Origin of the sequence: Enterococcus sp. DIV2402 (assembly GCF_017426705.2) — a bacterium.
In the GTDB taxonomy this organism is placed as follows: domain Bacteria; phylum Bacillota; class Bacilli; order Lactobacillales; family Enterococcaceae; genus Enterococcus_F; species Enterococcus_F lowellii.
Genome location: NZ_CP147251.1, coordinates 2,200,019 through 2,223,572, shown reverse-complemented (window position 1 = coordinate 2,223,572; position 23,554 = coordinate 2,200,019). Strand labels below are relative to the sequence as shown.

At 34.7% G+C, this 23,554-nt stretch carries 23 protein-coding genes; 17 read left to right on the top strand and 6 right to left on the bottom strand.

Annotated features, from left to right (window positions below):
- The first annotated feature begins 1 nt into the window (after position 1).
- The gene (locus DOK78_RS10805) at positions 2-1,450 is read left to right on the top strand and encodes a PTS transporter subunit EIIC (protein WP_207940354.1); all 1,449 of its coding nucleotides are present in this window, start codon (positions 2-4) and stop codon (positions 1,448-1,450) included.
- Positions 1,451-1,513: 63 nt separating this feature from the next.
- Here DOK78_RS10805 and DOK78_RS10800 read toward each other — a convergent pair whose 3' ends face one another.
- On the bottom strand, positions 1,514-2,668 hold the full coding sequence (locus DOK78_RS10800; protein WP_207940355.1) for an MFS transporter: 1,155 nt from the start codon (positions 2,666-2,668) through the stop codon (positions 1,514-1,516).
- Positions 2,669-2,817: 149 nt separating this feature from the next.
- On the opposite strand from DOK78_RS10800, the gene DOK78_RS10795 reads away from it, so the two are divergent.
- The 5 genes from DOK78_RS10795 to DOK78_RS10775 all read left to right on the top strand — a co-directional run bounded on the left by DOK78_RS10795 (position 2,818) and on the right by DOK78_RS10775 (position 6,713).
- A complete protein-coding gene (locus DOK78_RS10795; RefSeq protein ID WP_207940356.1) occupies positions 2,818-4,260 on the top strand; it encodes a glycoside hydrolase family 1 protein in 1,443 nt (480 codons plus the stop codon).
- Positions 4,261-4,382: 122 nt separating this feature from the next.
- The gene (locus DOK78_RS10790) at positions 4,383-5,234 is read left to right on the top strand and encodes an aldo/keto reductase (protein ID WP_207940357.1); all 852 of its coding nucleotides are present in this window, start codon (positions 4,383-4,385) and stop codon (positions 5,232-5,234) included.
- A 33-nt stretch (positions 5,235-5,267) separates the two neighbouring features.
- Positions 5,268-5,930, top strand: coding sequence for an SDR family oxidoreductase (locus DOK78_RS10785; RefSeq protein ID WP_207940358.1), 663 nt, complete (start codon positions 5,268-5,270; stop codon positions 5,928-5,930).
- A gap of 16 nt (positions 5,931-5,946) precedes the next feature.
- Positions 5,947-6,324 carry a MerR family transcriptional regulator gene (locus DOK78_RS10780; protein WP_207940359.1) on the top strand — a complete coding sequence of 126 codons (378 nt, stop codon included), beginning with the start codon at positions 5,947-5,949 and terminating at the stop codon, positions 6,322-6,324.
- 14 nt (positions 6,325-6,338) lie between these two features.
- Entirely contained in the window at positions 6,339-6,713 is a 375-nt protein-coding gene (locus tag DOK78_RS10775) for a DUF2255 family protein (protein WP_207940360.1), read from the top strand.
- Positions 6,714-6,754: 41 nt separating this feature from the next.
- On the opposite strand, the gene DOK78_RS10770 is transcribed toward DOK78_RS10775, so the two are convergent.
- Positions 6,755-7,249, bottom strand: coding sequence for a cyclophilin-like fold protein (locus DOK78_RS10770; RefSeq protein WP_207940361.1), 495 nt, complete (start codon positions 7,247-7,249; stop codon positions 6,755-6,757).
- A gap of 307 nt (positions 7,250-7,556) precedes the next feature.
- Here DOK78_RS10770 and DOK78_RS10765 point away from each other — a divergent pair, with 307 nt between their 5' ends.
- The 4 genes from DOK78_RS10765 to DOK78_RS10750 all read left to right on the top strand — a co-directional run bounded on the left by DOK78_RS10765 (position 7,557) and on the right by DOK78_RS10750 (position 10,807).
- Positions 7,557-7,802 (top strand): family 1 glycosylhydrolase, encoded by a 246-nt coding sequence (locus tag DOK78_RS10765; protein WP_339076153.1) that lies wholly within the window; start codon positions 7,557-7,559, stop codon positions 7,800-7,802.
- Positions 7,803-7,968: 166 nt separating this feature from the next.
- Positions 7,969-8,697 carry a dihydrofolate reductase family protein gene (locus DOK78_RS10760; RefSeq protein ID WP_207940362.1) on the top strand — a complete coding sequence of 243 codons (729 nt, stop codon included), beginning with the start codon at positions 7,969-7,971 and terminating at the stop codon, positions 8,695-8,697.
- Between the two features lie 159 nt (positions 8,698-8,856).
- Positions 8,857-9,921 (top strand): PQQ-dependent sugar dehydrogenase, encoded by a 1,065-nt coding sequence (locus DOK78_RS10755; RefSeq protein ID WP_207940363.1) that lies wholly within the window; start codon positions 8,857-8,859, stop codon positions 9,919-9,921.
- A 139-nt stretch (positions 9,922-10,060) separates the two neighbouring features.
- Positions 10,061-10,807, top strand: coding sequence for an alpha/beta hydrolase (locus tag DOK78_RS10750; RefSeq protein WP_207940364.1), 747 nt, complete (start codon positions 10,061-10,063; stop codon positions 10,805-10,807).
- Positions 10,808-10,854: 47 nt separating this feature from the next.
- Here DOK78_RS10750 and DOK78_RS10745 read toward each other — a convergent pair whose 3' ends face one another.
- Positions 10,855-12,504, bottom strand: a complete 1,650-nt coding sequence (locus tag DOK78_RS10745; RefSeq protein ID WP_207940365.1) for a MutS-related protein — start codon at positions 12,502-12,504, stop codon at positions 10,855-10,857.
- Positions 12,505-12,623: 119 nt separating this feature from the next.
- Here DOK78_RS10745 and DOK78_RS10740 point away from each other — a divergent pair, with 119 nt between their 5' ends.
- The 5 genes from DOK78_RS10740 to DOK78_RS10720 all read left to right on the top strand — a co-directional run bounded on the left by DOK78_RS10740 (position 12,624) and on the right by DOK78_RS10720 (position 17,100).
- Positions 12,624-14,246, top strand: coding sequence for a glycoside hydrolase family 13 protein (locus DOK78_RS10740; RefSeq protein ID WP_207940366.1), 1,623 nt, complete (start codon positions 12,624-12,626; stop codon positions 14,244-14,246).
- 163 nt (positions 14,247-14,409) lie between these two features.
- On the top strand, positions 14,410-15,096 hold the full coding sequence (mtnN, locus tag DOK78_RS10735) for a 5'-methylthioadenosine/S-adenosylhomocysteine nucleosidase (RefSeq protein WP_207940367.1): 687 nt from the start codon (positions 14,410-14,412) through the stop codon (positions 15,094-15,096).
- 71 nt (positions 15,097-15,167) lie between these two features.
- Positions 15,168-15,584: a MerR family transcriptional regulator gene (locus tag DOK78_RS10730; protein WP_207940368.1), complete on the top strand. Its 417-nt coding sequence runs from the start codon at positions 15,168-15,170 to the stop codon at positions 15,582-15,584.
- A 69-nt stretch (positions 15,585-15,653) separates the two neighbouring features.
- On the top strand, positions 15,654-16,508 hold the full coding sequence (locus DOK78_RS10725) for an aldo/keto reductase (RefSeq protein WP_207940369.1): 855 nt from the start codon (positions 15,654-15,656) through the stop codon (positions 16,506-16,508).
- Positions 16,509-16,539: 31 nt separating this feature from the next.
- Positions 16,540-17,100, top strand: coding sequence for a histidine phosphatase family protein (locus DOK78_RS10720; protein WP_207940639.1), 561 nt, complete (start codon positions 16,540-16,542; stop codon positions 17,098-17,100).
- Between the two features lie 87 nt (positions 17,101-17,187).
- Here the strand turns inward: DOK78_RS10720 and DOK78_RS10715 are convergent, their stop codons facing one another.
- The 3 genes from DOK78_RS10715 to DOK78_RS10705 form a co-directional block, all read right to left on the bottom strand.
- Positions 17,188-18,123 carry a LacI family DNA-binding transcriptional regulator gene (locus DOK78_RS10715; RefSeq protein WP_207940370.1) on the bottom strand — a complete coding sequence of 312 codons (936 nt, stop codon included), beginning with the start codon at positions 18,121-18,123 and terminating at the stop codon, positions 17,188-17,190.
- A gap of 86 nt (positions 18,124-18,209) precedes the next feature.
- Positions 18,210-18,521: a hypothetical protein gene (locus DOK78_RS10710; RefSeq protein WP_207940371.1), complete on the bottom strand. Its 312-nt coding sequence runs from the start codon at positions 18,519-18,521 to the stop codon at positions 18,210-18,212.
- A 323-nt stretch (positions 18,522-18,844) separates the two neighbouring features.
- Positions 18,845-20,503 carry a PucR family transcriptional regulator gene (locus DOK78_RS10705; RefSeq protein ID WP_207940372.1) on the bottom strand — a complete coding sequence of 553 codons (1,659 nt, stop codon included), beginning with the start codon at positions 20,501-20,503 and terminating at the stop codon, positions 18,845-18,847.
- Between the two features lie 366 nt (positions 20,504-20,869).
- Between DOK78_RS10705 and DOK78_RS10700 the strand changes: the two genes are divergently transcribed.
- Positions 20,870-22,225, top strand: coding sequence for a citrate transporter (locus tag DOK78_RS10700; protein WP_207940373.1), 1,356 nt, complete (start codon positions 20,870-20,872; stop codon positions 22,223-22,225).
- A gap of 85 nt (positions 22,226-22,310) precedes the next feature.
- Positions 22,311-23,534, top strand: a complete 1,224-nt coding sequence (locus tag DOK78_RS10695) for an amidohydrolase family protein (RefSeq protein ID WP_207940374.1) — start codon at positions 22,311-22,313, stop codon at positions 23,532-23,534.
- The last annotated feature ends 20 nt before the right edge of the window (positions 23,535-23,554 follow it).

Below are 23,554 nucleotides of genomic sequence, written 5' to 3'. Positions count from 1 at the left end.
TATGAATAAAAAAAATGAATTTAATGATTTAGCTGAAAAAATAATAGATGATTTAGGTGGAAAAGAGAATATTGCTTTTTTTACACATTGTATGACTCGCTTGAGATTCAATATAAAAGATCGAGCAGCTGTTAAAGAAGATGAAATTATTCAATTAGCAGGAGTGATTGGTGCTCAATGGTCAGGTGAACAATATCAAGTTATTATTGGACAAAATGTTGGAGATGCTTACCAAGCAATTATTAATAAGACAGGTCTCTCAGGGGATAAAAAGCAATCACAAGAAACAGAACAAAATGAGGCAACTCCGACCAAGAAAAAATTTGGAATCGGTATGATATTTGATGCCTTTGCAGATTGTATTTCGCCACTTTTACCAGTGTTAATTGGTTCAGGTATGTTAAAAATTGTCACATTAGTTTTAAGTTTAACCAATGCTATTAGTACTGAAAGCGGTACGTATATTATTTTAGATTTTGCAGGAGATGCTGGTTTTTATTTCTTACCCGTTTTTGTAGGAGCAACTGCAGCTAGAAAATTTGGTGGGAATATGGGATTAGGCATGATGCTAGGTGCAATGTTAATCCATCCTAATTTTATTAATGCTTTAGTTGAAGGAGAGTTAAATTTTTTAAGTATCCCAGTTTATAATGCTTCATATACAAGTACAATTTTCCCTACAATTATTGCTGTCTTTGTAATGAGTCAGGTTGAAAAACAAGTTGTCAAATACTCTCCTGTAGCAATTCGAGCAGTTCTAGAACCACTAGTAACATTACTAATTATGATTCCATTGACGTTATGCTTGATTGCACCAGTAGGAGCGATTTTAGGAGTTTATTTCTCTGCAGCAGTAATGTGGTTATATGATACAGTTGGATTTTTAGGAGTAGCAATTTTAGCAGCTGCATGGCCATTCATGGTATTAACGGGGATGCATTCAGCAATCACACCTTATTTAGTTCAATCTTTTGCGACATTAGGGTATGAACCAATTGCTTTAACAGCAATTATTATTGCTAATTTAAATCAAGGGGCAGCTGCAGCAGCTGTAGCAGTGAAATCAAAGTCAGCAGCAATTAAATCTTCAGCAGCTACTTGTGCAATTACAGCGATTACGGCAGGTGTAACTGAACCAGCAATGTTTGGGATAAATTTAAGATTTAAAAAACCAATGATTGGTGCAACTATAGGTAGTTTTATTGGTGCAGCAATTGCAGGACTTGGGGGTGCTTATGCCTATTCCTTTGCAGCAAGTGCTGGAATTTTTGCTTTTCCTATTTATATTACAGATAATATTCAAAATTTACTTTGGATGGTTGCAGGGTGTAGTGTCGGAATGGTAGTAACTTTTGTCATTAATCTATTTGTTTATACAGAAGAAATAACTCCACCTGCACCAGTGGCTAATTCAGTAGATGAAAAAGTACTAACCACACAAAACGCATAATTAAAAACACGAATGAGTGGACGGTGTTATCCAACCAACTCATTCGTGTTTTTGTGATGTTTTTTAAGCAGTAGTCGCTATTTTATTTCTAAGGATAATAACAAAAATACTTAAAATGGCAAAAATAATCGCGCCAAACAAAGAATAGATAGTTCCAAACTGACTGATGAAGATTCCACAGATAATTGGTCCAAATGTTGTTCCAAGGTTAGCAGCGGTTAGAAATAGTCCGTTTGAAAAATCTGGCGCTTCTGGTCCAGCCTCAGCAATAACATATTGATTAATATTAGCGATAATTCCAGCGATAATGCCAAGAATTGTTATTAATAAAACAGTTACGCCAGAAAGGGTACCAGTTAAAAAAAGTAAGACATAAGTCGTTATTAAAGCAAAGGGAATAATGAAAATGGTTTTGTTAGCGTTGGTAGTGAGCACACGACCTGCGATGATATTTCCTAAAATATTAGTTAACCCATAAATTAAGAGGACAAAACTAATCATCCGTGTAGATAAATACGTGACATTTTCTAAGAAGTCAGAAAGATAACTGTAGAAGCCAAATAATGCACCATTCAAAAGAATGACTAAAATAATTGCAACTAACATTAACGGCTTTTTCAAAACACTCACTTGTTTTCCATAAGACAATACTTCTGTAACGGGCATTGAGGGTACAAATAGCAAAGTAGCAAGTAACATAATGCCATTTACAACGGCAAAAAACAACATCGACATTGCAAAAGAAAATTCAGTTGCGATAAAACTTGTGACGGGGACACCAAGAACCATGCCAGCAGAAACACCAATAAAAACTTTCGCAACGGCTCTTGCTGACTCGCTTCGTTCAACAGAGGTTCCAGCGACAGTTAGGGCCATTGAAACATAAATTGGGTGAAATGCTGCAGGAATAATTCTTGCTAGAAGCAACAATGTAAAATTCGGTGCAAACATGGAGAAAATATTGCTTGCTGTAAAAATTGTTAAAGCAAGTACCATCACAGTTTTCCTATTTACTTTGGAAAATAATAACGGCATTGTGGGTCCGGCAATTGCAACAACCAAGGCAAAACCACTGACTAATAAACCAGCCGTAGGTACGCTTACATGGAATTCTTGAGCAATTAGCGGGAGAATCCCGATAATTCCCATTTCTGTATTCATGATACCAAATACACCAATCGTCAAAATGAGAATGAGTAGATTTTTATTGTCTTTCAAATTATTTCGCTCCTTTCATCTGTAGTTTTATCTTACAGGTTAATCTACAGGTGAAGTCAAGATGATTTATTTTAGCAAATAGAGATTGACTTAATCTGTAGGTCAAGTGATACGATAAGGATGAAATGATTATTTGGGAGGTTAGAAAAATGGTTTTTAAAAAAGACTTTTTATGGGGCGGTGCGACAGCTGCCAATCAATGTGAAGGAGCTTATGATGTTGATGGTAAAGGTTTGTCGGTTGCAGATGCAATGCCAGGTGGACGTGAACGAATGTCGATTATTTCATCACCAAATTTCAATTGGGATGTTGAACTAACGAACTATCGTTATCCGAATCATGTTGGGATTGATCATTACCATCGTTTTAAAGAAGATATTACATTATTTGCTGAGATGGGTTTCAAAGCATATCGCTTTTCAATTGCTTGGAGTCGTATTTTTCCTAAAGGAGATGAGTTGGAACCAAACGAAAAAGGCTTAGCGTTTTATGATGCGCTGATTGATGAATGTTTAAGCTATGGTATTGAGCCGGTGATTACTATTTCTCACTATGAAATGCCACTACATCTAGCCAAAGAATATGGTGGCTGGAAAAATCGACAGTTAGTTGCTTTTTTTGAACGCTATGCCAAAGTGATTCTTGAGCGTTATGCACACAAAGTAAAATATTGGATGACTTTTAATGAAATTAATTCTGCGATGGAGTTTCCCGCATTATCTCAAGGGTTAATCCCTTCAACAGGTTCAGATGATTATACGAATCGTTTTCAAGCGTGGCATCATCAATTTGTTGCAAGTGCCTTAGCTGTAAAAATTGGAAAAAGCGTAAGGGAAGATATTCAAATCGGTTGTATGCAAATTTATGCGCCTTTATATGCATTCGATAGTAATCCAGAGAATCAATTTGCTTCTCAATTGAAACAACGTGCGTTTGATTATTTTACCAGTGATGTCCAAGTTCGTGGTTATTACCCTACGTATATCAAGCAATTGTTAAAAACCTACAATGCGACTATGCCTGTCATGGAAGAAGGGGATGAAGAGCTACTACGTGACAATACTGTAGACTACATCGGCTTTAGCTATTATATGAGTATGGCAATTAACGAAAAAAGTGCTGAAGAAACAGATCCGGCAGCAGGTAACTTAATGGAGGGAGTGCGTAATCCATTTCTAGAAGCGAGTGAATGGGGCTGGCAGATTGATCCTTTAGGTTTACGTATTTCATTAAATGATCTTTGGGACCGTTATCAAGTACCTTTATTTATTGTAGAAAACGGGTTAGGTGCCAAAGACACAATCGACGAAAAGGGAGCAATCAATGATGACTATCGAATTGAGTATTTAGCTAAGCATATTCAAACAATGAAAGAGGCTGTAGAAGATGGTGTCGATTTGATGGGCTACACACCATGGGGTTGCATTGATTTAGTTGCAGCTTCCACCGGTGAGATGAGTAAACGTTATGGTTTCATTTACGTCGATTTGGATGATGAAGGGAATGGAAGTTTCAATCGTCAAAAGAAAAAATCATTTAATTGGTATAAAAAAGTTATTGCATCAAATGGTGAAGATTTAGAAAATAATTAGTTAAAACAGAGAGACAGCATCGTTTGTCTCTCTGTTTTGATTTAAAAGACTTGACTTAAACTAAAGGTTAAGGTTTAACATATAAAAAAGGCATATTCGTTTTGAAAATAGGAGGAACATCAATGACAAAAAAAGTAACGCTTGCGGGGAAAAAAGTCCATCCTATCGGAATAGGTACTTGGAACATTGGCAATCACACAATTGATAGAGACAAAGAAATTACAGCAATTCAAAGGGGAATTGAGGCTGGCGCGCAAGTCATTGATACAGCTGAAATGTATGGAAGTGGTTTGTCTGAGCAGTTAGTTGGCGAAGCTATTCGTCATTTTTCACGCGAGTCACTTTATTTAATTTCAAAAATTTTGCCTGAAAATGCTTCAAAAAAACAGCTACCGCAAAGCTTAGAAAAATCTTTGCAGCGATTAGCAGTCGATTACTTAGATTTGTATTTATTGCATTGGCAAGGTGCCGTTCCTATAGAAGATACGATGGAAGCAATGGAAAAAGCTAAGAAAGCGGGCAAAATTCGAGCGTGGGGAGTCTCTAATTTTGATACGAAGGATTTGCAAAAAATGACCCAGTTACCACACGGACAAGAATGTATCGCCAATCAAGTCAAATATAATTTGTTTGACCGTGGCATTGAATATGATTTACTTCCCTATATGCAAAAACAGCAAATGACGATGATTGCCTACTCTCCGATTGTTAAGGGTGATTTTTCTGGCATCAATCGCCAACAAAAAATGGTCTTACAAGAAATTGTTGAACGTCACCAGATAAGTATCCCCCAATTATTTTTAGCTTGGAGTATCCGAGATAATCATACAATTGCTATTCCTAAAGCCAGTAAGGTGGAGCACATGTTAGAGAACCTTCAAGCAGGAGACATTTCATTGACGCAACAGGAATACGCTCAAATCGATCAAGTATTTTGTAAACCAACTAGCAAACAAAGTTTAGCTTTATGGTAATCATGGAACAAACAGTGAGAAAGGATGTTTAATATGAGAGTATTAGTTATTGGTGCCAATGGACAAATCGGGAAATTACTAGTGGATAGATTACAACAATCTGGACATACGCCGATTGCAATGATTAGAAGTAGTGAACAAATCGAACAATTTTCAACGCAAAAAATTCAAACAGTGTTGGGGGATTTAGAACAGTCGATTACCCAATTGGCTGCACAGATTGTAAAAGTGCAAGCAGAAGCCATTGTATTTTCAGCGGGCTCTGGGGGACATACTGGTGCAGATAAAACTCTTCTGATTGATTTAGATGGTGCAATTAAGATGATTGAAGCAACAGAACGTTCGGGCGTGAAACGATTTGTAATGGTTAGTGCCATTGGCGTTCACAAATGGCATGACGATGAGGTCCCACAGGAAGTCAAAAAAGGTTCATATTATAGTGCGGCGAAATATTATGCCGATTGCTGGTTAGAAGTCAGTAAACTAGATTATACAATTTTGCGACCAGGACGATTAACCAATCATACAGGCACTGGAAAAATCCAAGTTGGCAGAGACGTATCGTTTGAATCAATTGCTCGTGAAGATGTAGCAGAAGTCATTGTTTCAATTTTAGATAAACAAAATACATTCGGAAAAGCCTTTGATGTAATAAACGGAGAACAACTGATTTCAGAGGCAATTCATTCTATTTAAGAAAGGAGCAAGTTGATTGAATATTTCAGAAGCAGCCAAATATTTTGGCTTAACTGCAGTCACCTTAAGGTATTATGAACGCGTAGGAATTATTCCTCCTGTCAAACGAACTAAAGGAGGCATTAGAAACTATCAACAAACCGATCTTGATTGGATTGAATTTATCAAGTGTATGCGTGATTCGGGATTATCTGTGGATTCATTAATGAGATATACAGAATTATATCAACTCGGCAATGATACGATTTCTGAAAGAAAACAATTATTAATAGAAGAACGTAATATTCTCTTACAAAAATATAATGAAATGGGAACTACGCTAAATCGTCTAAATCAAAAAATTCAAGACTATGAAGACGGAAAGTTTGTAACGCCAGAACAAACAACAGAATAAAAGGAGTGAAAAATATGTCACAATGGACCAAAGAAGAACTAGCAGCAATTGCCAAAGATGAAAATTTATATCTATCAATTCCTAATTCAGATGGAACGATGCATAAACCAGCCTGGATTTGGGTGGTACAAGCAGGGAATGAGCTATATTGTCGAGGCTATTTTGGCAGAAATGCTCGTTGGTATCAATCAGCTAAACGAGAAGGTCATGGTCATCTTTCAGTCGGTGGCGTTGAAAAAGAAGTTCGTTTTGAATTTCCTACAGATGAAATAACCAATAACCATGTCGATGAAGGATATCGCCAAAAATACGCCGAAAGTCCGTATCTAGCACCGATGATTGGAACTGCTAGAGAAGCAACCGTGCGTTTGATTCCTAAAAATGAATAGCATCAAATACAATCGTTTTGTTCCTTCACAAAGCGATTGTTCTATTTAGTAAGTGTGATTGTTATTGGGCTATATCCTCTTCCTAAGGCTTCTTTTAAATCACTCGGGTTAGCGATGTTTCCTAGAGGTGTATACGAATAAGATGTTGAAAAGTCTTCATAAAAAAGTACCAACGTATCTGACCCAAACAACATTAAATCACCCGCCTGGATGGTCTGAATTGATTCTGGATTGGTAGGAAGCTTTTGCGGGAGATGATAATATTTTTCATTGCCATTTAATTCAGTCATAGTCATATCTAACGGCAATAATTTTTTGAAAGCAGTCGTAGTTGGACTACTTATTAACGTGCCTGCAAACGTTTGCTCATTAATAGTAATTGAAATAGCCGTATTCGTTTCAGTCATTTCTACAGAAGTATTATCTGAAGAAGCTGGACTTATATTAGTATTAGTGTGACGGGTGGTTTTTTCATGTGAAGCACAACTTGTTAAAAATCCTAAGAGTAAGAGATATAGTAGTGTATGTTTTTTCATAATAAATCGCCTCCTAAAATCAGTGTACTGCTTAAACTAAAGGTTAAGTCAATTTTTTTGTGAAAAAATCGCTATGATGCTGGTTGTGTCCGCTTTTTTGCAAAAAGATAAGAATAATCTCTTGACTTACTATAGTACCAAAAGCAAAAAGATCATTGATTTCTTTGTTTCTTATAATGTACCAGAAACTCCGAATGCGAAAATATCGCAAAATCCTTATATCGAAGCGAGTGATTGGGAATAGTCAATCGAGGCTGTCGGTCTGCGATATATCCTAAATGTTATTAATCAACGTTATAATTTATCATTGTTCATTGTTGAAAATGAGTTTGGTGCGTATGATAAAGTAGAAACAGCTAGCATTCATGATCCATATCGAGTAGATTATTTACGTACACATATCCAATCGATGCTCAAAGCTATTACCATTGATGGGGTAGATTTAATGAGTGACACTACTTGGGGAATTATTGACATTGTGAGCTTCGGTACTGGAGAAATGGAAAAACGCTTAGATAAAGTTAATGAAGGTGTTGTGAACGTTAAATCGTAGTGAGAAAGATTCTTTCTATTCGTATCAAAAAATTATCGAAACAAATAGTGAAGAATTAGAAAAAAACAAAGCAAACGATTTTTTTAGAATCGTTTGCTTTGTTACTTGACTTAAACACAAGGTTAAACGGTATCATAAATAATAATCGTTAAGGAGGCGTTGTTTAATGTCCTATAAAGTTATTTGCCATATGGCGATGTCTATGGATGGGAAAATAGCAGGAGCGTATTTAGGAACTGAAAATTTTTCACCTTATGGAAAAATCTATGATGAATTACTCATGCGTTTTAATCTAAATAATTGGATATGCGGACGAGTTACCTTTCAACAAGATATCACTAATGACCAACCGATTGAATATTCCAGCCAGCGACCAATGATTTCATCACGTGAAGATTATTTGGCCGATCCATCAGCAAAAAGTTATGCAATTGCTATTGACCCCAACGGGAAAATCGGTTGGTCTACCAATCAAATTGGTGAAGAATATCCTGAAAGAAAAGGTGATCATATTGTCGCTATTTTGAGCGAAGCTGTTTCTGATGAATATTTAGGTTATTTGAAAGAAAAACAGATTTCTTATATTTTTGCAGGAAAAGATAAACCATTATTTTTAAAAGTAGCTTTAGATAAGTTATCAGATTATTTTAAGATTGACACTTTCTTAGTAGCTGGTGGCGGGATTATTAATGGTTTTTTTGCACAAGAAGAATTGATTGATGAATGGAGTTTACTAATTATTCCAACTATTGAAGGAACGTTTGCAGCGACGTCTTTAGTGGAAACACCAATGACTAACGAGATTTTCAAACAAAACTATGAGCTTAGCAAAATAGAAAAAGTCGGAGAAAATGGTGTTTGGTTACGTTATAAAAAACAAGCATACACAAGGTAAATCGTGCAATCATGCAATACTATTGGTAGAATAAAGAGAAGAGAAGTAAGCAGGATTTTTTAGTTTTGGTCATTCGTGAATAGACATATGTTGGACAAAGTAGGTAGAAAAAACAATTTCTAGCTACTTTTTGTAACTTATCAAGAAAGGAGTTAAACAATGAAGCGACTAATAATTTTAAGTAGTGTCTGGTTAGCTTTGGTAGCAGCTTGTGCTTCAACTGAGCAACCAATCGTAGAAGATTCAACGACTGAACAAGTGGAACAAACAGAAGTCGTCACCTTAGCAACTAAGCTAGAAGTACCATGGTCCATTCAAAAACATGACAATAGCTTTTATATCAGTGAACGTTCAGGAACGATTGCCAAAATTACGGATGGAAAAGTACAACGACAAACGGTTCATTTAAGTGACGAGTTATCTGATGTTTCCGAAGCGGGTTTACTGGGATTTTTGTTAGCGACTGATTTTGAAGAGTCGCAGGAAGCCTTTGCATATTATACGTATACAACTCAAACAGGTACGTTTAATAAACTGGTAAAGTTACGTTTAAATGACAGTCAATGGGAAGAGAGTACAGTATTGTTGGATGGACTTCCAGGTGGCAATTATCATGACGGTGGACGATTAGCCATTGGACCAGATGGGAAATTATATGTGACTGTAGGTGATGCGCATCAACTAGAAAATGTTCAATCCTTAGATTCGTTAGCAGGTACAATTTTACGGTTAAATCTTGATGGAACGATTCCTGAAGACAATCCTTATGCAGAAAACTATATTTATAGTTATGGTCATCGCAACCCTCAAGGTCTTGCTTGGACATCGGATGACACAATGTATGCGAGTGAGCATGGAAATAGTGCCAATGATGAAATTAACCACATTGAAGCCGGTAAGAATTATGGTTGGCCAATTATTGAAGGCCAGGATGAACAAGCTGGGATGGAGACGCCTCTATTTACCTCAGGAGCCAATACAACCTGGGCACCCTCAGGAATGTCTGTATGGCACGATAAATTATATGTTGCTGCATTACGAGGCAATGCGATTTTTGAAGTGAATCTAGAAACCAAGGAGATGCGTTCTTTCCTTGAAGGATATGGAAGAATTCGTGATGTCTTAGTGGAAGAAGATACGCTTTATTTTGTGACAAATAACTTAGATGGTCGTGGAAATGGCGAAGAAGATGATGATAAGTTGTATCAACTAACGCTAGAATAATTGTTTCTAGCGTTAGTTTTTTTGCTAATTCAAAAACTATTATCGCAAACGCGTTTTTCTTAGAAAGAACGCTATTACCGGACATTTCCAAAGACAGCTAAATAAAAGCATGTTAAAATTTGAAAAAGGGGGAAATAAGATGATAGAAAAATTTGAATACTATTTTCCATTAAAAAAGACAACGAAAAAAATCCATGTTTATTTACCAAATGATTATCTGGACAGTGAAGAGCGCTATCCAGTCATGTATATGTATGATGGTCATAATTTATTTAATGACCAAGATGCAACGTATGGAACTTCTTGGGGTTTAGAAGACTTTCTAGAGCAATATGATAAACCAATGATGATAGTGGGAATTGAATGTAGTCATAATGGTAATGAACGTTTAGATGAATATTGTCCATATTCTATTGAAACTAGCTTTTTTGGAGCAATGAATGGCTATGGTGATGAGTTAATGGATTGGGTTGTTCATGAGTTGAAACCATTTATTGATGAAAACTATCGTACGTATCCTTTTCGAGAGGCAACCGCAATTGGTGGCAGTTCAATGGGAGGATTAATGGCTTTTTATAGTGTAGTAGCCTATAATCATTATTTTTCTAAGGCTGCTTGTTTGTCACCATCCATTTCTTTATGTATGAATCAATTAAAAGAAGAATGGACTCGTCATACAATTTCTCCAGATACACGTGTTTATTTTAGTTTTGGTGAGCGTGAAATTGCCGGCCGCGAAAGTGCATTAGACGATGTGGGGTATTTTAATGATTGTCTGGTGGCTATTGGAGGAACAAGTTATATTCACATCCAAAAAAATGGCGGACATAATGAAATGACTTGGAGACAGCAAGATCAATTATTTATGGATGTTTTATGGAAATAAGAAAAACGGACACTCAAGCTAAGTCGTTTTACTTGAGTGTCCATTCTTTAGTTGAGGTCTAACCACGTTCGCTGTTCATCAAAATGTTGAGCAGCATGTTTTGCGTTGGTAACAATAATATCTGGATACCCCAACACACTTAATAAAGCAATCGCATTTCGAGTTTTGGCAGCCCCTTTTTTTACACGATAATCAAAAGAAATGCCTTCATCTTCGTCAATTTGTTCTGAAAAATGGCTATTTTCGCAAGTTGTCTTTAGAATTTCAGTCAATTCGATGTCATGTGTAGCAACCATTGAAAGACTGTTCGTCTGACTTAACCAAGCGACAATACTTGAGGATGCAGCAATTCGTTCCACGGTATTCGTTCCTTTTAAAATTTCATCAACAAAACAGTAGCAATGTTCCTTTGTGGCAACTTTATCTAATAAGCGTTTTACAGATTTTATTTCAGCAACAAAATAGCTGTCACCTTCAGAAATATTATCTTCGACAGCCATTGAAGTTAGCACATGTCCAGGTTGTATAACAAATTTTTCCGCAATGGCTGTTTGAATAGTTTGTGCCAAAATACAACTAATCGCAATACTTTTCACATAAGTCGATTTACCCGAAGCATTTGAGCCAGTCACTAAGGTTGTTTGTTGCCAATCAACGGGATTCATTACAGCCTTCTCTAATAATGGATGATAGATATTTTCCGCAGTAACCTGTCCATTTTTAAATGTTGGCTGACAAGTGACTGGCATAAATGAGCGGAAATTTAAAACCGCTGCTGCCACTTCTAATTTTCCTAAGATTTCCCAAAGACGAATCGCATCTTTTTGATAATGACGAATTCGACGAATAACAAATGAATAGGAGATAAATGGTAGCATAAACATTGTATTTAAATAATCGAAAAGCACTTCTGTTTCTGAATTGCCTTTTGAACGAAAAGAAACACCAAAATAGAGGATGCTCTTTAGATTTTTTAAAGTCGCATGTAAGTCATCTTGTAAAGGCTGGCTGATTTTCGCAATTTTCTTACCAGTAGCGATGGTTTGGATTAAATAGCGCATGCTATTGAGCTCAATATCTAATTGGGCTTTTTTAATCTGATAAAAAATGGTATTAAAGACCAAACTACCAATAGTTAAAACAAGACCAGTAGATTGTCCAATGAAAAAAAAGAATAACCCAATAAACGGTAAGATACCTAATAAAATAAATACGGGCAGAGAGCCTAACGCTTTTTTTTCTTGATTGGAAAGATAATGTTTGGAAAAATTATGATCTTGTTTTCCTAATTGCGCAAAAGCGTATTGGACTTTTTCACGCTCGTGGGGAAACTCTTGATAATATGCGATGAGCTTCTCAATTTCAGTATCTTGTTGCCAATGATAATTCCGCAATTGTTGATACAGAGCTTCTGAACCAACACTAGAATAAGTAGCGTTAATTAATTCAAATACTTGAAACATATCTAAATCATACCAAGTGATATCATCAATTTCACTGTCCCATTTTTTAAAAGAACGTTCTTGTTGCCAGGCGCTTTTTAAACTTTCTTCTTTATCAAATCTTGGCTGATGAGGAATTTTTCCCCATTGATTTTTGACGCGCTGTTTTAGTTTCACGCGTTGATAATATTCCATGCCAATAATGAGCAGAAAAATTCCTACAATCACGATTAAAATAAAAAGACGTTCGTTCATTTTTTTCACCTTTTCTAATAGTTGTCATATAATAAGGATAACATATATCATTCATAGGTATCTTAAAGAAAGAGAAAAAGTTATAATAGACACGTAATAGATTATATCGGAGGGACACAATGCGTACATGGTGGAAAGAAGCAGTCGGCTATCAAATTTATCCAAGAAGTTTTAAAGATTCGAATAATGACGGAATTGGTGATATCAATGGTATTCGGGAAAAATTAGGTTATTTGAAAGAGTTAGGGATCGATTTTATTTGGATTACGCCTATTTACGCTTCACCTAATTTTGACAATGGGTATGATATTTCAGATTATTGTGCCATTTCTAGTGATTTTGGCACGATGGAAGAGTTTAAAGAACTCGTAAATGAAGCAAAACGATTAGAGATAAAAATTATTATGGATTTAGTGATTAATCACACATCGAATCAACACAACTGGTTTGAGAAATCTCGACAAAAAGATCCAAATTACCGTGATTTCTATATTTGGCATGAACCAGTTAATGGCAAAGAACCAAACGATTGGCAGTCTATTTTTGGTGGCTCTGTATGGACGTACGATAAAGTAAGAGAAGAATATTATTTCCATACTTTTGCAAAAGAACAACCCGATTTGAATTGGGATTCACCAGCAATGAAGAACAAAATAGTTGAAATGATTGAATGGTGGGCAAATCAAGGAATTGATGGTTTCCGCATTGATGCTATTTCACATATCAAAAAAGAAAAATGGGACCAACCAAACAACGATCCGAAGCGTCCGTTCAAAGCATTTCAAAATGTAGAAGGCATCGGAGAATATTTGACTGAATTAAATACGATCTTTAAAAAACATAACTTAATGACAGTCGGTGAAGCATCTGGAGTTACTGCAGAAGAAGCCGAAGTTTGGGTAGGTAAAGATGGTTACTTTAATATGATTTTTGAGTTCGAACATACTGGATTATGGCGAACAGCGAATGATGAACAACCCTTTAAACAATTTAAAGAAGCTTTAGTCAGATGGCAAGAAGCCTGTGCCAACGATAAAGGCTGGAATGCGTTATATATGGAAAATCACGATTTACCAAGAAGTATATCTGTGTATGGTGACGATAGCTCAGTCTATCGAACGATTTCTGGAAAAGCTTTAGCAATGGCCTTTATGTTGCTACAGGGGACCCCCTTTATCTATCAAGGACAAGAAATTGGTATGACAAATACCACTTTTGATTCAATTGATGAAGTCAATGCAACAGATACTATCTATATGTATCATCAATTAATCACCAATGGTTATTCAGAAACACAAGCGTTGGAACAAATATCAGCGGTGACTCGCGATAACGCTAGGACCCCTATGCAATGGGATGGCTCTGAGTTTGCAGGTTTTTCTGAAACGAAACCTTGGTTAAAAGTGAATCAAAATAAAGGGTCTGTTAATGTGAAATTAGAACAAGAAGACGCAAATTCTATTTTTAATTTTTACAAACAGTTAATTCAATTAAGAAAAAATCATCCTGTATTTGTTAGTGGTGAATTTCGTTATGTAGAAACCGAAGCAGAACCCGTTTTTCACTATGAACGTAGAAATGAACAAGAGCAGTATGCAATTGTCGTGAATTTAAGTAAAGAAGAACAAGCTTTTGTTTCATTAGATGAATTGACAGATAATAAACTCGTGCTATCCAATTATTTGGATTATGATTTTTCAAAATTGCGTCCTTTTGAAGCACGTTTGTATAAATTGTCATAGTTGTGCTGGGAGCTGTAATATAAGTTTAAACGTAAATATCCGAATGATAGAGGGGGTGTTTCTGTAATCTAGCAATTGCACTCGAACTGCTCATCTTCTCAATAGTTCGGATATTTTTGTTTTTATTGATGTTACAATTCTCGTTTTTGTGAGGAGAATAGGCATGAAAATAGGAATCATTGCTGCAATGGAATTAGAAATAAATCTATTGAAAATGCGTTTACCCGTGGGAACTAAAGAACGAATATGCAAAAAAGAATTTTACAAAGCACAAAAAGATAAATTGGAGCTTATTTTGGTATGTTCAGGTCAAGGAAAAACGAATGCTAGTATCTTCACTCAAATACTCATCCAAGAATATCATCCAGACTTTGTTTTAAATATTGGTGTATGTGGTGGTATCACTGCTGCTACGAAGCTATTTGACCTTTACATAGGTGAACAATATTGTCATTATGATATTAGAAAGAAACAATCTGTACATAAATATCCGTATCAACTTTATTTTAAAGCACAATCTAATATTGTGGCAGAGCTAATAAAACTTGAACCACAACTAAAAGTAGGGATTTTTGGTACAGGAGAAGGCTTTGTTAGTGACAAAGCACAAAAAAATAAATTAATTCAAGAACTCGCCATTGATTGTGTGGATATGGAGTCAGCAAGTATTGCACAATGCTGTTATGTAAATGAAATTCCCTTTGCTTCGTTACGTTGTGTTTGTGACCAAGCAGATGAATTTGCTGTGTGCACCACCGAAGCGCTACAAGAACAAGCGATGCGGAAGGTTTTTTGTAGCTTGGATAAATATCTTGATTTTTTATCGATTAAAAACGCTTTAAAAGAGTAGGACTTTAAGAAGTTTGGAAGTTAATTAATGAGAGCAGATTATTAGATTATCAACGAGAAGGAGAGGAATATATGCTAAGTAGTAAAGATGTAGCAGAATTATTTGATATCTCAATATCGACTATCCGTTATTATGAAAAAATTGGGATTATTCCCCCGATTGAAAGAGATGAGAACGGCTATCGAATTTATACGAAGTCTACCTTAAATTGGATTTATTTAATGAAAAGTTTACGTAATGCAGGGTTATCAATTGAATCTTTACAGGAGTTTTCTCGATTGTCACAAAAGCAAGGCGAAGAGCGCAAACAACAAAAACAAGTATTAAGAGATCAATTGCAAGAAATTGATGAAAAAATAGCCGAGCTACAACGTGTACGTAAGTTACTTAATTACAAAATTGAAACGTATGATGAACATTTGGCTAAATTTCAAACAGGAGAGTTAACAGCTGTAACTACAGAAGAACTTTGGAAAGTAAAATTATAAAAACGCTTGCTATAAAGCCCACTTCATACTTTAAAATAAATGTAATGTTATTTTGAAGGAGGAAGAAGTATGGAACACGTATTAACGATGAATAATGGAATTGAAATTCCTATTTTAGGTTTTGGAACGTATCAAATTACCGACTCACAAGAAGCAGAGGAAGCTGTTTTTCAAGCTATTCAAACAGGTTACCGTCATATTGATACTGCTCAATCCTATTTGAATGAAGAAGCAGTCGGTAGAGGAATCAAAAAAGCTAATATTGCTAGAGCAGAATTATTTATTACGACTAAAATATGGGTTGAAAATGTTTCTTATGAAGGTGTGCATGCTTCCTTTCAACAGTCACTAGAACGTTTGCAATTGGATTACGTAGACTTGTTGTTAATTCATCAACCATTTAATGATGTGTATGGCGCTTGGCGAGCGATGCAAGAATTGCAGCAAGAAGGAAGAGTTCGAGCTATTGGCATTTCTAATTTTTCTGTCGATCGGGCAGTAGATTTGTCTTTATTCAACAAAGTAGTACCACAAATCAATCAAATTGAAATTAATCCATTTCATCAACAAACAGAATCAATTAAATTGTTAAGACAAGCGAATATCCTTCCAGAAGCATGGGCACCCTTTGCAGAAGGAAAACATGATATTTTTAATAATGAAATTTTAAAAACAATTGCTAAAAAACACAATAAATCTGTCGCCCAAGTGATTATTCGCTGGTTAGTGGAACAAGAAGTTGTGGTTTTAGCTAAGTCAGTTAAACCAGAAAGAATGCGTGAAAACTTTAATGTATTTGACTTCAACTTATCGGATGAAGAAAAGAAACAAATTGCTACTTTAGAGCAAGGAAAAAGTCAATTCTTCTCGCATGCTGATCCAGAAATGATTCGTTGGATGGCAGGACGTAAATTAAATAGTTAGAAGGAGAATGAATGTGAAAATACTTTATCTAATGCGACATGGTCAAACGCTGTTTAATCAATTACACAAAATCCAAGGCTGGTGTGATGCACCATTAACTGAGTTGGGAATCAAACAAGCCCAAATTGCTGGACATTATTTTAAAGAAAATCAGATTGAGCTCCAAAGTGCATATTGTTCAACATCCGAGCGTGCATCAGATACTTTAGAACAAATTACTGATTTACCATATATTCGATTAAAAGGTTTAAAAGAATGGAACTTTGGTCGTTTCGAAGGCGAGCCAGAATTTTTAAATCCGGCATTACCTTATGGTGATTTCTTTGTTCCTTTTGGTGGAGAAGCTGAAATGGCCTTTCGAGAACGTGTTGCACAATCTATTTTTGAATTTATGTCAAACGAAACTCATGAAACAATTTTAGCAGTTTCACATGGTGCGGCTTGTCGTCAGTTTATGCGTTACTGGGCACATACAAGTGAAGTTGACCAAAAAAATCCACTTGGAAATTGCTGTGTGTTAAAATTTGAATTTGATGAAAATGAATTTCGTTTAATTGAGATTATTAATCATGATTTTAGTTTAATTACTTAATTGAAAAAATTGGAAAAAATCGTATATAAAATAAGATTCTAGTAGAGGATGAATTTCTGCTAGAATCTTATTTGTTGTAGAAAACTATTATTTATCTCTAATGATAAAAGTTGGTTCGATTTGAATCGTTTCTTTTTTATTTTCTATAAATAGAGAAAAAGCTTGCCGTCCACATTCAATCAAATGATAATCTATAGTGGAAATGTTCAATAGTTGACTAATCAACAAATTATCTTGCCCAATTAGCAATGGAAAGAATTCTTTATCTTTATAAAATTCATGCATACCAGTACTAACTTCATCTCCATTTGTAATGATTCCTTGAACGGGATTCTTTTCATAAAAATATTTTGCTGCGTTGTAACCATCTTTGTAATTCATACAATTTCCAAATACATAAGAAGAATCAAAGTCAGATAAATAAGTAGTAGCTAACTTTAAGAGCAGCTTCGTACTATTGCTAATATGTTCATCTCTCCCAGTAGTGATGCCAATTTTTGTTACTTGATGTTCATTAAAATAGCTTAAAATATCGAAAAAAGCTTTCTTTCGATTAATATAAACACTCGCTACATTGTTGTCTTGAAGAGCATCACAAAAAACGATTGGTCCATATTGCTGATATTCTAGAATCTTTTTGAAGTTATTTGCTTTAGAGGTGATGATTAGACCATCATATAATTTGGTGGAAAATTCTTCCAAATAGTTTAGTTCAGTTAGTTTATCATAATTTGTTGGTAGTAAAGTTACTTTGTAATTATAGAGAAAAGCTTCTTCAAGAATTCCACTGATAAGTTGTTCAAAGTAGGGGATATGGATATAAGGTACAATTACGCCTATATTTGATGTTTTTCCTAAACTTAAATTTCTAGCGATTGAATTAGGTCGATAATTAGTTGCTTCAATTACTTTCAAAATTTCTTTGCGCTTTTTTTCATCAACATATGGATAATCATTTAAAACTCTTGAAATCATTGTCGTTGAATATCCTGTCATTTTTGCTAGTTCTCTAATTGTGACCATTATATACTCCTTGTGATTTGTTTAAATCAGTACTAATTATTTTGTACTTTTAATTTTTCTGCTGTTTAAATAGTATGTTCTCAATATCAAAACAAATGTTCATACATCGTTCTGGTTTTTAATACAGGATATAAATGTTTTTTTAAATAAGATAAAACATTGTTATTGTAATCAACAAAAGTATAGTTAATACTACAATGAGAAAAAGTTATTTTTTCAATATTATTTTGCGCTATTATACGTATATCCTCAATCTCGGATAAGATAATTTCTTTATCAACATATTTACCACAAATACCATCAGGTTTGTTCAAAAACATCTTATTTCCTTTAAATCTAATAACAACATAGTAGTAATCTAATCCTAACATATCAGTCATTTCTACAATAGCATTCACTTCAACATCCTCCTTTATTCTTAACTTATCTTTAGTCTAAAGTATGAAACGCGTTGCAATGCAAGCAGAATTTTGATAAAAAATTTTAGAATAGCATGAAGTATTGTTTATTAAGAAGAACCGTTTTTGGTTAATTGAAATAATTTATTTGAGTAGTTACATTAATTGTCGAATGGGATATTCAATTTGACCTGTCCTTCATTTGCTTTACATCAGGATTTATTTCAATATATAAGTAAAAACAGAAGTTGAAATCCTTAATTTAAGATTTCAACTTCTATTTTTTACTATTAAATAAACTGAAACAGTTAAATAGCTGTTTTTTATAAAAGCGGAAAAATATAGATCACAAACTCTAGTTGCAGATTATCGCCAGGAGTATCGAAACTAATATTTAAGATTTCTTCAATCTTACTTAGACGATGTAGTAAAGTATTCCGATGAATAAATAAATTTTCAGCAGCTTTGGTAATATTCCGGTTTGCTTGATAATAAGCTTGAAGGGTTTTTAAATATTCACTTTTATTTAAACTATCAAATTGTCTTAATGGCGTAATAAAACGTTCGGTAATTTTATGCAAGCCATCAACTGACAAATGATCTCGGATGATATGCTTTAAAAAGACATCATCATAAGAAATAATCCGATTAGAAGAATCCAAAGAAGCATCGCTATTATAAATATCTAATGTCTGTAACGCTTGTTGGAAAGAGACATATATCTGCTTGATATTGGGTACAGTAGGTCCAATTACCATTGTAATATCTGGTACATTAGATTCTTTGGCTAATTGATTTAATAAAGATTTTCCAATGGTGTTCATCGTTTTTAAATATTCTTTTTCATCGGCAGGCGGGTCTTGTATTAATAAAATAAATGAATTACTGTATTCAATACAGATCATTTTCTGACGATAGCCAATCAACATTTGATTCAGTCGTGTACTTAAATTCATCATTTGACGATTAGAATGAGCAGCAGTATTAGTTGAAAGAATAGCGATAGAATAGATAGCATCGGTTTTCAGCTGATAGTATTTAATAAATTGCATTAAGTCGTCTTCATTTTGATATTTGTTACGGATGATTTCAAAAAACATTTCATTCCGCTTTTGATAGCTTTCAATATTTAATGAATCTTCCAATTGTAGTTGTAATAATAAATATTGTGCAGCAACTTTTAGTTCAATAATATCCAACGGTCCTAATTCATGCATGGTATTCCAAATAATTAAATAAGAAATAATGATGGTATTCTTTTTAATTGGGAAAATTCGAATAGGCACTGTTTCTTGACCGAAGTTAAAGTCTAAATTTATAGGGTCTTGATAAAAGCGCAAGGATGAATTGATTCGCTCACTTAAAAATTGCTGGATATATTGAACATTTTGCGGTTTTTTTAAGATATTGGAAATTCGGATTGGATTATTGGGAAGGTCAGAATAAAAGGTAGGATTAAAATTCTGATCCAACAATGCAACGGGATTTTGGATGGATTCAGATAGTTTTTGAATCACATGTTTACTCCCATTTCCTGCTTCTAAAATTCGATACATTTTATTGTGCATCGAAACTTCTAATGAGCTGACCATTCCTTGATTAAATTTATGATTTTGGTTAATAATTGAGATAATCTCTGTGAAATTGTAATCATAAGGAATAGATAAAATAGGAAGATTGACTTTATTCGCCAATTTAACCATTGATTCAGGAATTTCATCGAAATAACGTTGTAATTTAAAACCAAGAGCGGAACAATTCATTTTAGCTAGGTCGCGAATTAGTCGCTTTTGCATAGCTTCATCATCTTTAAAAATAAATCCTGTTGTCAATAACATTTCTCCAGGTGTCAGCCAATCAAAGGCATCCGGATTTTCCATAATATTCACTTGTAAAATTTGATTTTTGATATTTTTTTCACCAGCTAAGAGGGTGACTCCTTTTAATTCATCTAAATGTAGTAAATCTTCTACTGTTAACATCGTTAAAATCCTCCGACTATCTATTTTATCCAATCAAACGCAACATTCATTGGAAATATTCCTAATTGAATCCGCCTTCAAATGATTTAAAATATTAGTATAAGCATGTTTAGTTAATAACTAAACGAAACTCAGAAATAATTCTCTATTTCTATCATAATCTATAAAAGAGAAATTATCCATTAGTTGAAAAGAAAGCGAGAATTATTTTTACTAATTTTAGTATGTGTCTATCACTAAAAGAAGAGGACACATAAATTGGGAGGGATAAAATTAAGGGAAAAACGTAGTGTTAACGGAGAGTACAAGGAAAAGTAACTCTCGCAAGTATCAACCTATCAAATAGGAAGTCAAGGAGGACAACAAATGAATTTCACAAAAGTATTCAAAGCAGGTTTGTTGGCAGTAGTATTAAACTTATTATTACCAACAGCAGTGTTTGCACAAGAGTTAGAAGTCCAAGCGCCAACAGGTTTTGCTGCAATTCTTACATTAATTCCACTGATTGTGGTATTAGTCTTATTGTTTTTAAAGGTAGATATGATTATTGCAGGCTTAGTTGGGGGAATCTTAGCAGTTATCATTGGAGGCATTAGTTTAGCGGATGTAAACCAGCAGATACTTGATGCGATTCCAACAATGTTAGGAATCACTGTTCCAATTATTAACTCAGCAATAGCAATGGCCGTGTTTAAATCTGGTGGTTACTCAGCTGCCTTAGCTTTAGCTAAACGAGGAACGAAAGGCAAAGTTGAATTTGTCTCAGTATTTATCGTTATTTTATTAGCGGCTGCAACCTATATGTCAGGTATCGGTGGTGGTAGTGCGATGGTAATTGCACCACTAGCTTTTGCGGCAGTAGGTGTAGTACCTGAATTAATTGCTGCAATGTCTTTAGCAGCTGCCGTATCATTTACTACGTCACCAGCATCCTTAGAAACAAGTATCACTTCACAATTGGCGGGCATTGATGCAGCAGAATATGTGACAACAATGCGTCCATACTGGTTATTCTTTGTAATTTTAGCATTAGTCTTAGCTTATTGGGGAACAAAACGCCGTGGAATTGGTTTTAAAGAAGCAGCTGATGATGAGTATAGCAATATGTCGAATGGTCAATTATTTAAAATAACCATTCCAGCAATTTTCTTATTATTTGCCGTAATCTTTGGTCCAGTAGTGAATAATTTAGTAGGTATAGCAATCTTCACGCCATTAACTTATATGGTAGTGACTCTTGCGTTGATCTATCTATGTACTAAGTTTGACATGAATGAATCAGTAACAGCGATGGTTGATGGTTCATCTTATATCTTAACTCGTTTATTCCAAGTAGGTATTTTCTTAGGATTCATCAACGTTATTGCAGCAACTGGAACATTCTCAGTTATTGCAGGCGTTGCCAATAATGCACCGACAGCAATTGTTATTCCAGTTGCAGTATTGACAGGTATTTTAATCGGAATTCCAGCAGGTGCTTACGTTGGATCAGTATTGACGTTAGTATTACCAGTTGCCGTTTCATTAGGTTTCCCAGTTGTTGCTTTAGGTTTTGTAACTATGGGTGTCGGTTTAGGTAGTCAAATGAGTTTTGTAAATATTACAATGCAAGCATTATCTTCAGGATTCCAAACACCAATTTTGGATATCGTTAAAGGAAATGTGAAATGGATTAGTCTTGCATCAGTGATTTTATTAATCATCTCATTTATCTTTGCATAAAGATAACGATTCATTTTGTAAGTTGTTTTAATTCAAATTGTTTTAGTTAAATAAGGTATCAAATAAAAGAAAGTAGGGACGTATTATGGATTTAATTATTAGACAAGCTCGTCTACAAGATAATGAGGAGTTAAAGGATATTGCCGTTCAAGATGGGAAAATCATTGAAATTGCCGACGCTATCGAAGGCAGTGCTGCTAAAGAAATTCAAGCAGAAGGACGCGTATTGATTCCAGGTCTAATTGAAAGTCACATTCATTTGGATAAAGCTTTAATTGCCAGCCGCAAACCTAATAAATCAGGTACGTTACAAGAAGCTATCAAAGTCACAGCAGAATTGAAACCAACCTTTACTAAAGAAGATGTGTACAGTCGTGCAAAACAAGCCTTAGAAATGATTATCACTAGTGGCGTAACGACTATTCGTACACATTCAGAATTTGATCCGGCTCAAGGATTTACTGGTTTTGAAACTATTTTGCAATTAAAAGAAGAATATAAAGATTTAGTAGACATTCAAGTTGTCGCATTTCCTCAAGAAGGAATTTTTAAAGCGCCTGGTACAGAAGAAATGATGTATCAAGCCATGGAAATGGGTGCGGATGTAGTTGGAGGAATTCCTTATAACGATGCTCCAGCTAATGACCATATTGATTTAGTCTTTGAAATTGCTAAAAAGTATGGAAAAGACATTGATTTACACCAAGATTTTGCGGATGAAGCAGACAATTTATCTATTGAATATTTGTGTAAGAAAACCATTGCAGAAGGATATCAAGGACGTGTATCAGTGGGACATCTAACTGCTCTACATGCTTTGCCAGAAGTTGAATTGCGACCAATTATCGAATTAATGGCAGAAGCTGATATTAGTGTGATGGCTTTACCAGCAACTGACTTACACTTAGGCGCACGCTCGGATGAATACAATGTCCGCAGAGCTGTTACACCAATTCGTAAATTACGTGATGGTGGTGTAAATATGTGTATTGCGACGAATAATATTCGTAATGCCTTCACCCCTTATGGTACAGGTGATGTAATGCAAACAGCAATGTTAGCTATTCCAGTTGCTCATTTAGGTGGGGCAGATGATTTACCAACTGTCTTGCCAATGATTACAACGAATCCAGCACGAGCAATTGGGTTGAAAGATTATGGAATTGAAGTCGGTAATCAAGCAGACATGGTTTTATTAGATACGAAAGTTGTCAATGATGCGATTATTGATTTACCAACTCGTCTTTTCGTTATCAAAAATGGTCGCGTGACAGTTGAAACAACTAAAACAGTAACAGTTAATCGCTAAAATATATGTTTAACAAAATA

What these genes read in the sequence shown, in the direction of transcription:
- DOK78_RS10750 (WP_207940364.1), top strand. Translation starts at nt 10,061, where the DNA reads ATGATAGAAAAATTTGAATACTATTTTCCATTAAAAAAGACAACGAAA.
- DOK78_RS10715 (WP_207940370.1), bottom strand. Translation starts at nt 18,123, where the DNA reads ATGGTCACAATTAGAGAACTAGCAAAAATGACAGGATATTCAACGACA.
- DOK78_RS10695 (WP_207940374.1), top strand. Translation starts at nt 22,311, where the DNA reads ATGGATTTAATTATTAGACAAGCTCGTCTACAAGATAATGAGGAGTTA.
- DOK78_RS10755 (WP_207940363.1), top strand. Translation starts at nt 8,857, where the DNA reads ATGAAGCGACTAATAATTTTAAGTAGTGTCTGGTTAGCTTTGGTAGCA.
- DOK78_RS10720 (WP_207940639.1), top strand. Translation starts at nt 16,540, where the DNA reads ATGCGACATGGTCAAACGCTGTTTAATCAATTACACAAAATCCAAGGC.
- DOK78_RS10740 (WP_207940366.1), top strand. Translation starts at nt 12,624, where the DNA reads ATGCGTACATGGTGGAAAGAAGCAGTCGGCTATCAAATTTATCCAAGA.
- mtnN (WP_207940367.1), top strand. Translation starts at nt 14,410, where the DNA reads ATGAAAATAGGAATCATTGCTGCAATGGAATTAGAAATAAATCTATTG.
- DOK78_RS10790 (WP_207940357.1), top strand. Translation starts at nt 4,383, where the DNA reads ATGACAAAAAAAGTAACGCTTGCGGGGAAAAAAGTCCATCCTATCGGA.
- DOK78_RS10725 (WP_207940369.1), top strand. Translation starts at nt 15,654, where the DNA reads ATGGAACACGTATTAACGATGAATAATGGAATTGAAATTCCTATTTTA.
- DOK78_RS10745 (WP_207940365.1), bottom strand. Translation starts at nt 12,504, where the DNA reads ATGAACGAACGTCTTTTTATTTTAATCGTGATTGTAGGAATTTTTCTG.
- DOK78_RS10770 (WP_207940361.1), bottom strand. Translation starts at nt 7,249, where the DNA reads ATGAAAAAACATACACTACTATATCTCTTACTCTTAGGATTTTTAACA.
- DOK78_RS10700 (WP_207940373.1), top strand. Translation starts at nt 20,870, where the DNA reads ATGAATTTCACAAAAGTATTCAAAGCAGGTTTGTTGGCAGTAGTATTA.
- DOK78_RS10805 (WP_207940354.1), top strand. Translation starts at nt 2, where the DNA reads ATGAATAAAAAAAATGAATTTAATGATTTAGCTGAAAAAATAATAGAT.
- DOK78_RS10775 (WP_207940360.1), top strand. Translation starts at nt 6,339, where the DNA reads ATGTCACAATGGACCAAAGAAGAACTAGCAGCAATTGCCAAAGATGAA.
- DOK78_RS10705 (WP_207940372.1), bottom strand. Translation starts at nt 20,503, where the DNA reads ATGTTAACAGTAGAAGATTTACTACATTTAGATGAATTAAAAGGAGTC.
- DOK78_RS10785 (WP_207940358.1), top strand. Translation starts at nt 5,268, where the DNA reads ATGAGAGTATTAGTTATTGGTGCCAATGGACAAATCGGGAAATTACTA.
- DOK78_RS10730 (WP_207940368.1), top strand. Translation starts at nt 15,168, where the DNA reads ATGCTAAGTAGTAAAGATGTAGCAGAATTATTTGATATCTCAATATCG.
- DOK78_RS10760 (WP_207940362.1), top strand. Translation starts at nt 7,969, where the DNA reads ATGTCCTATAAAGTTATTTGCCATATGGCGATGTCTATGGATGGGAAA.
- DOK78_RS10795 (WP_207940356.1), top strand. Translation starts at nt 2,818, where the DNA reads ATGGTTTTTAAAAAAGACTTTTTATGGGGCGGTGCGACAGCTGCCAAT.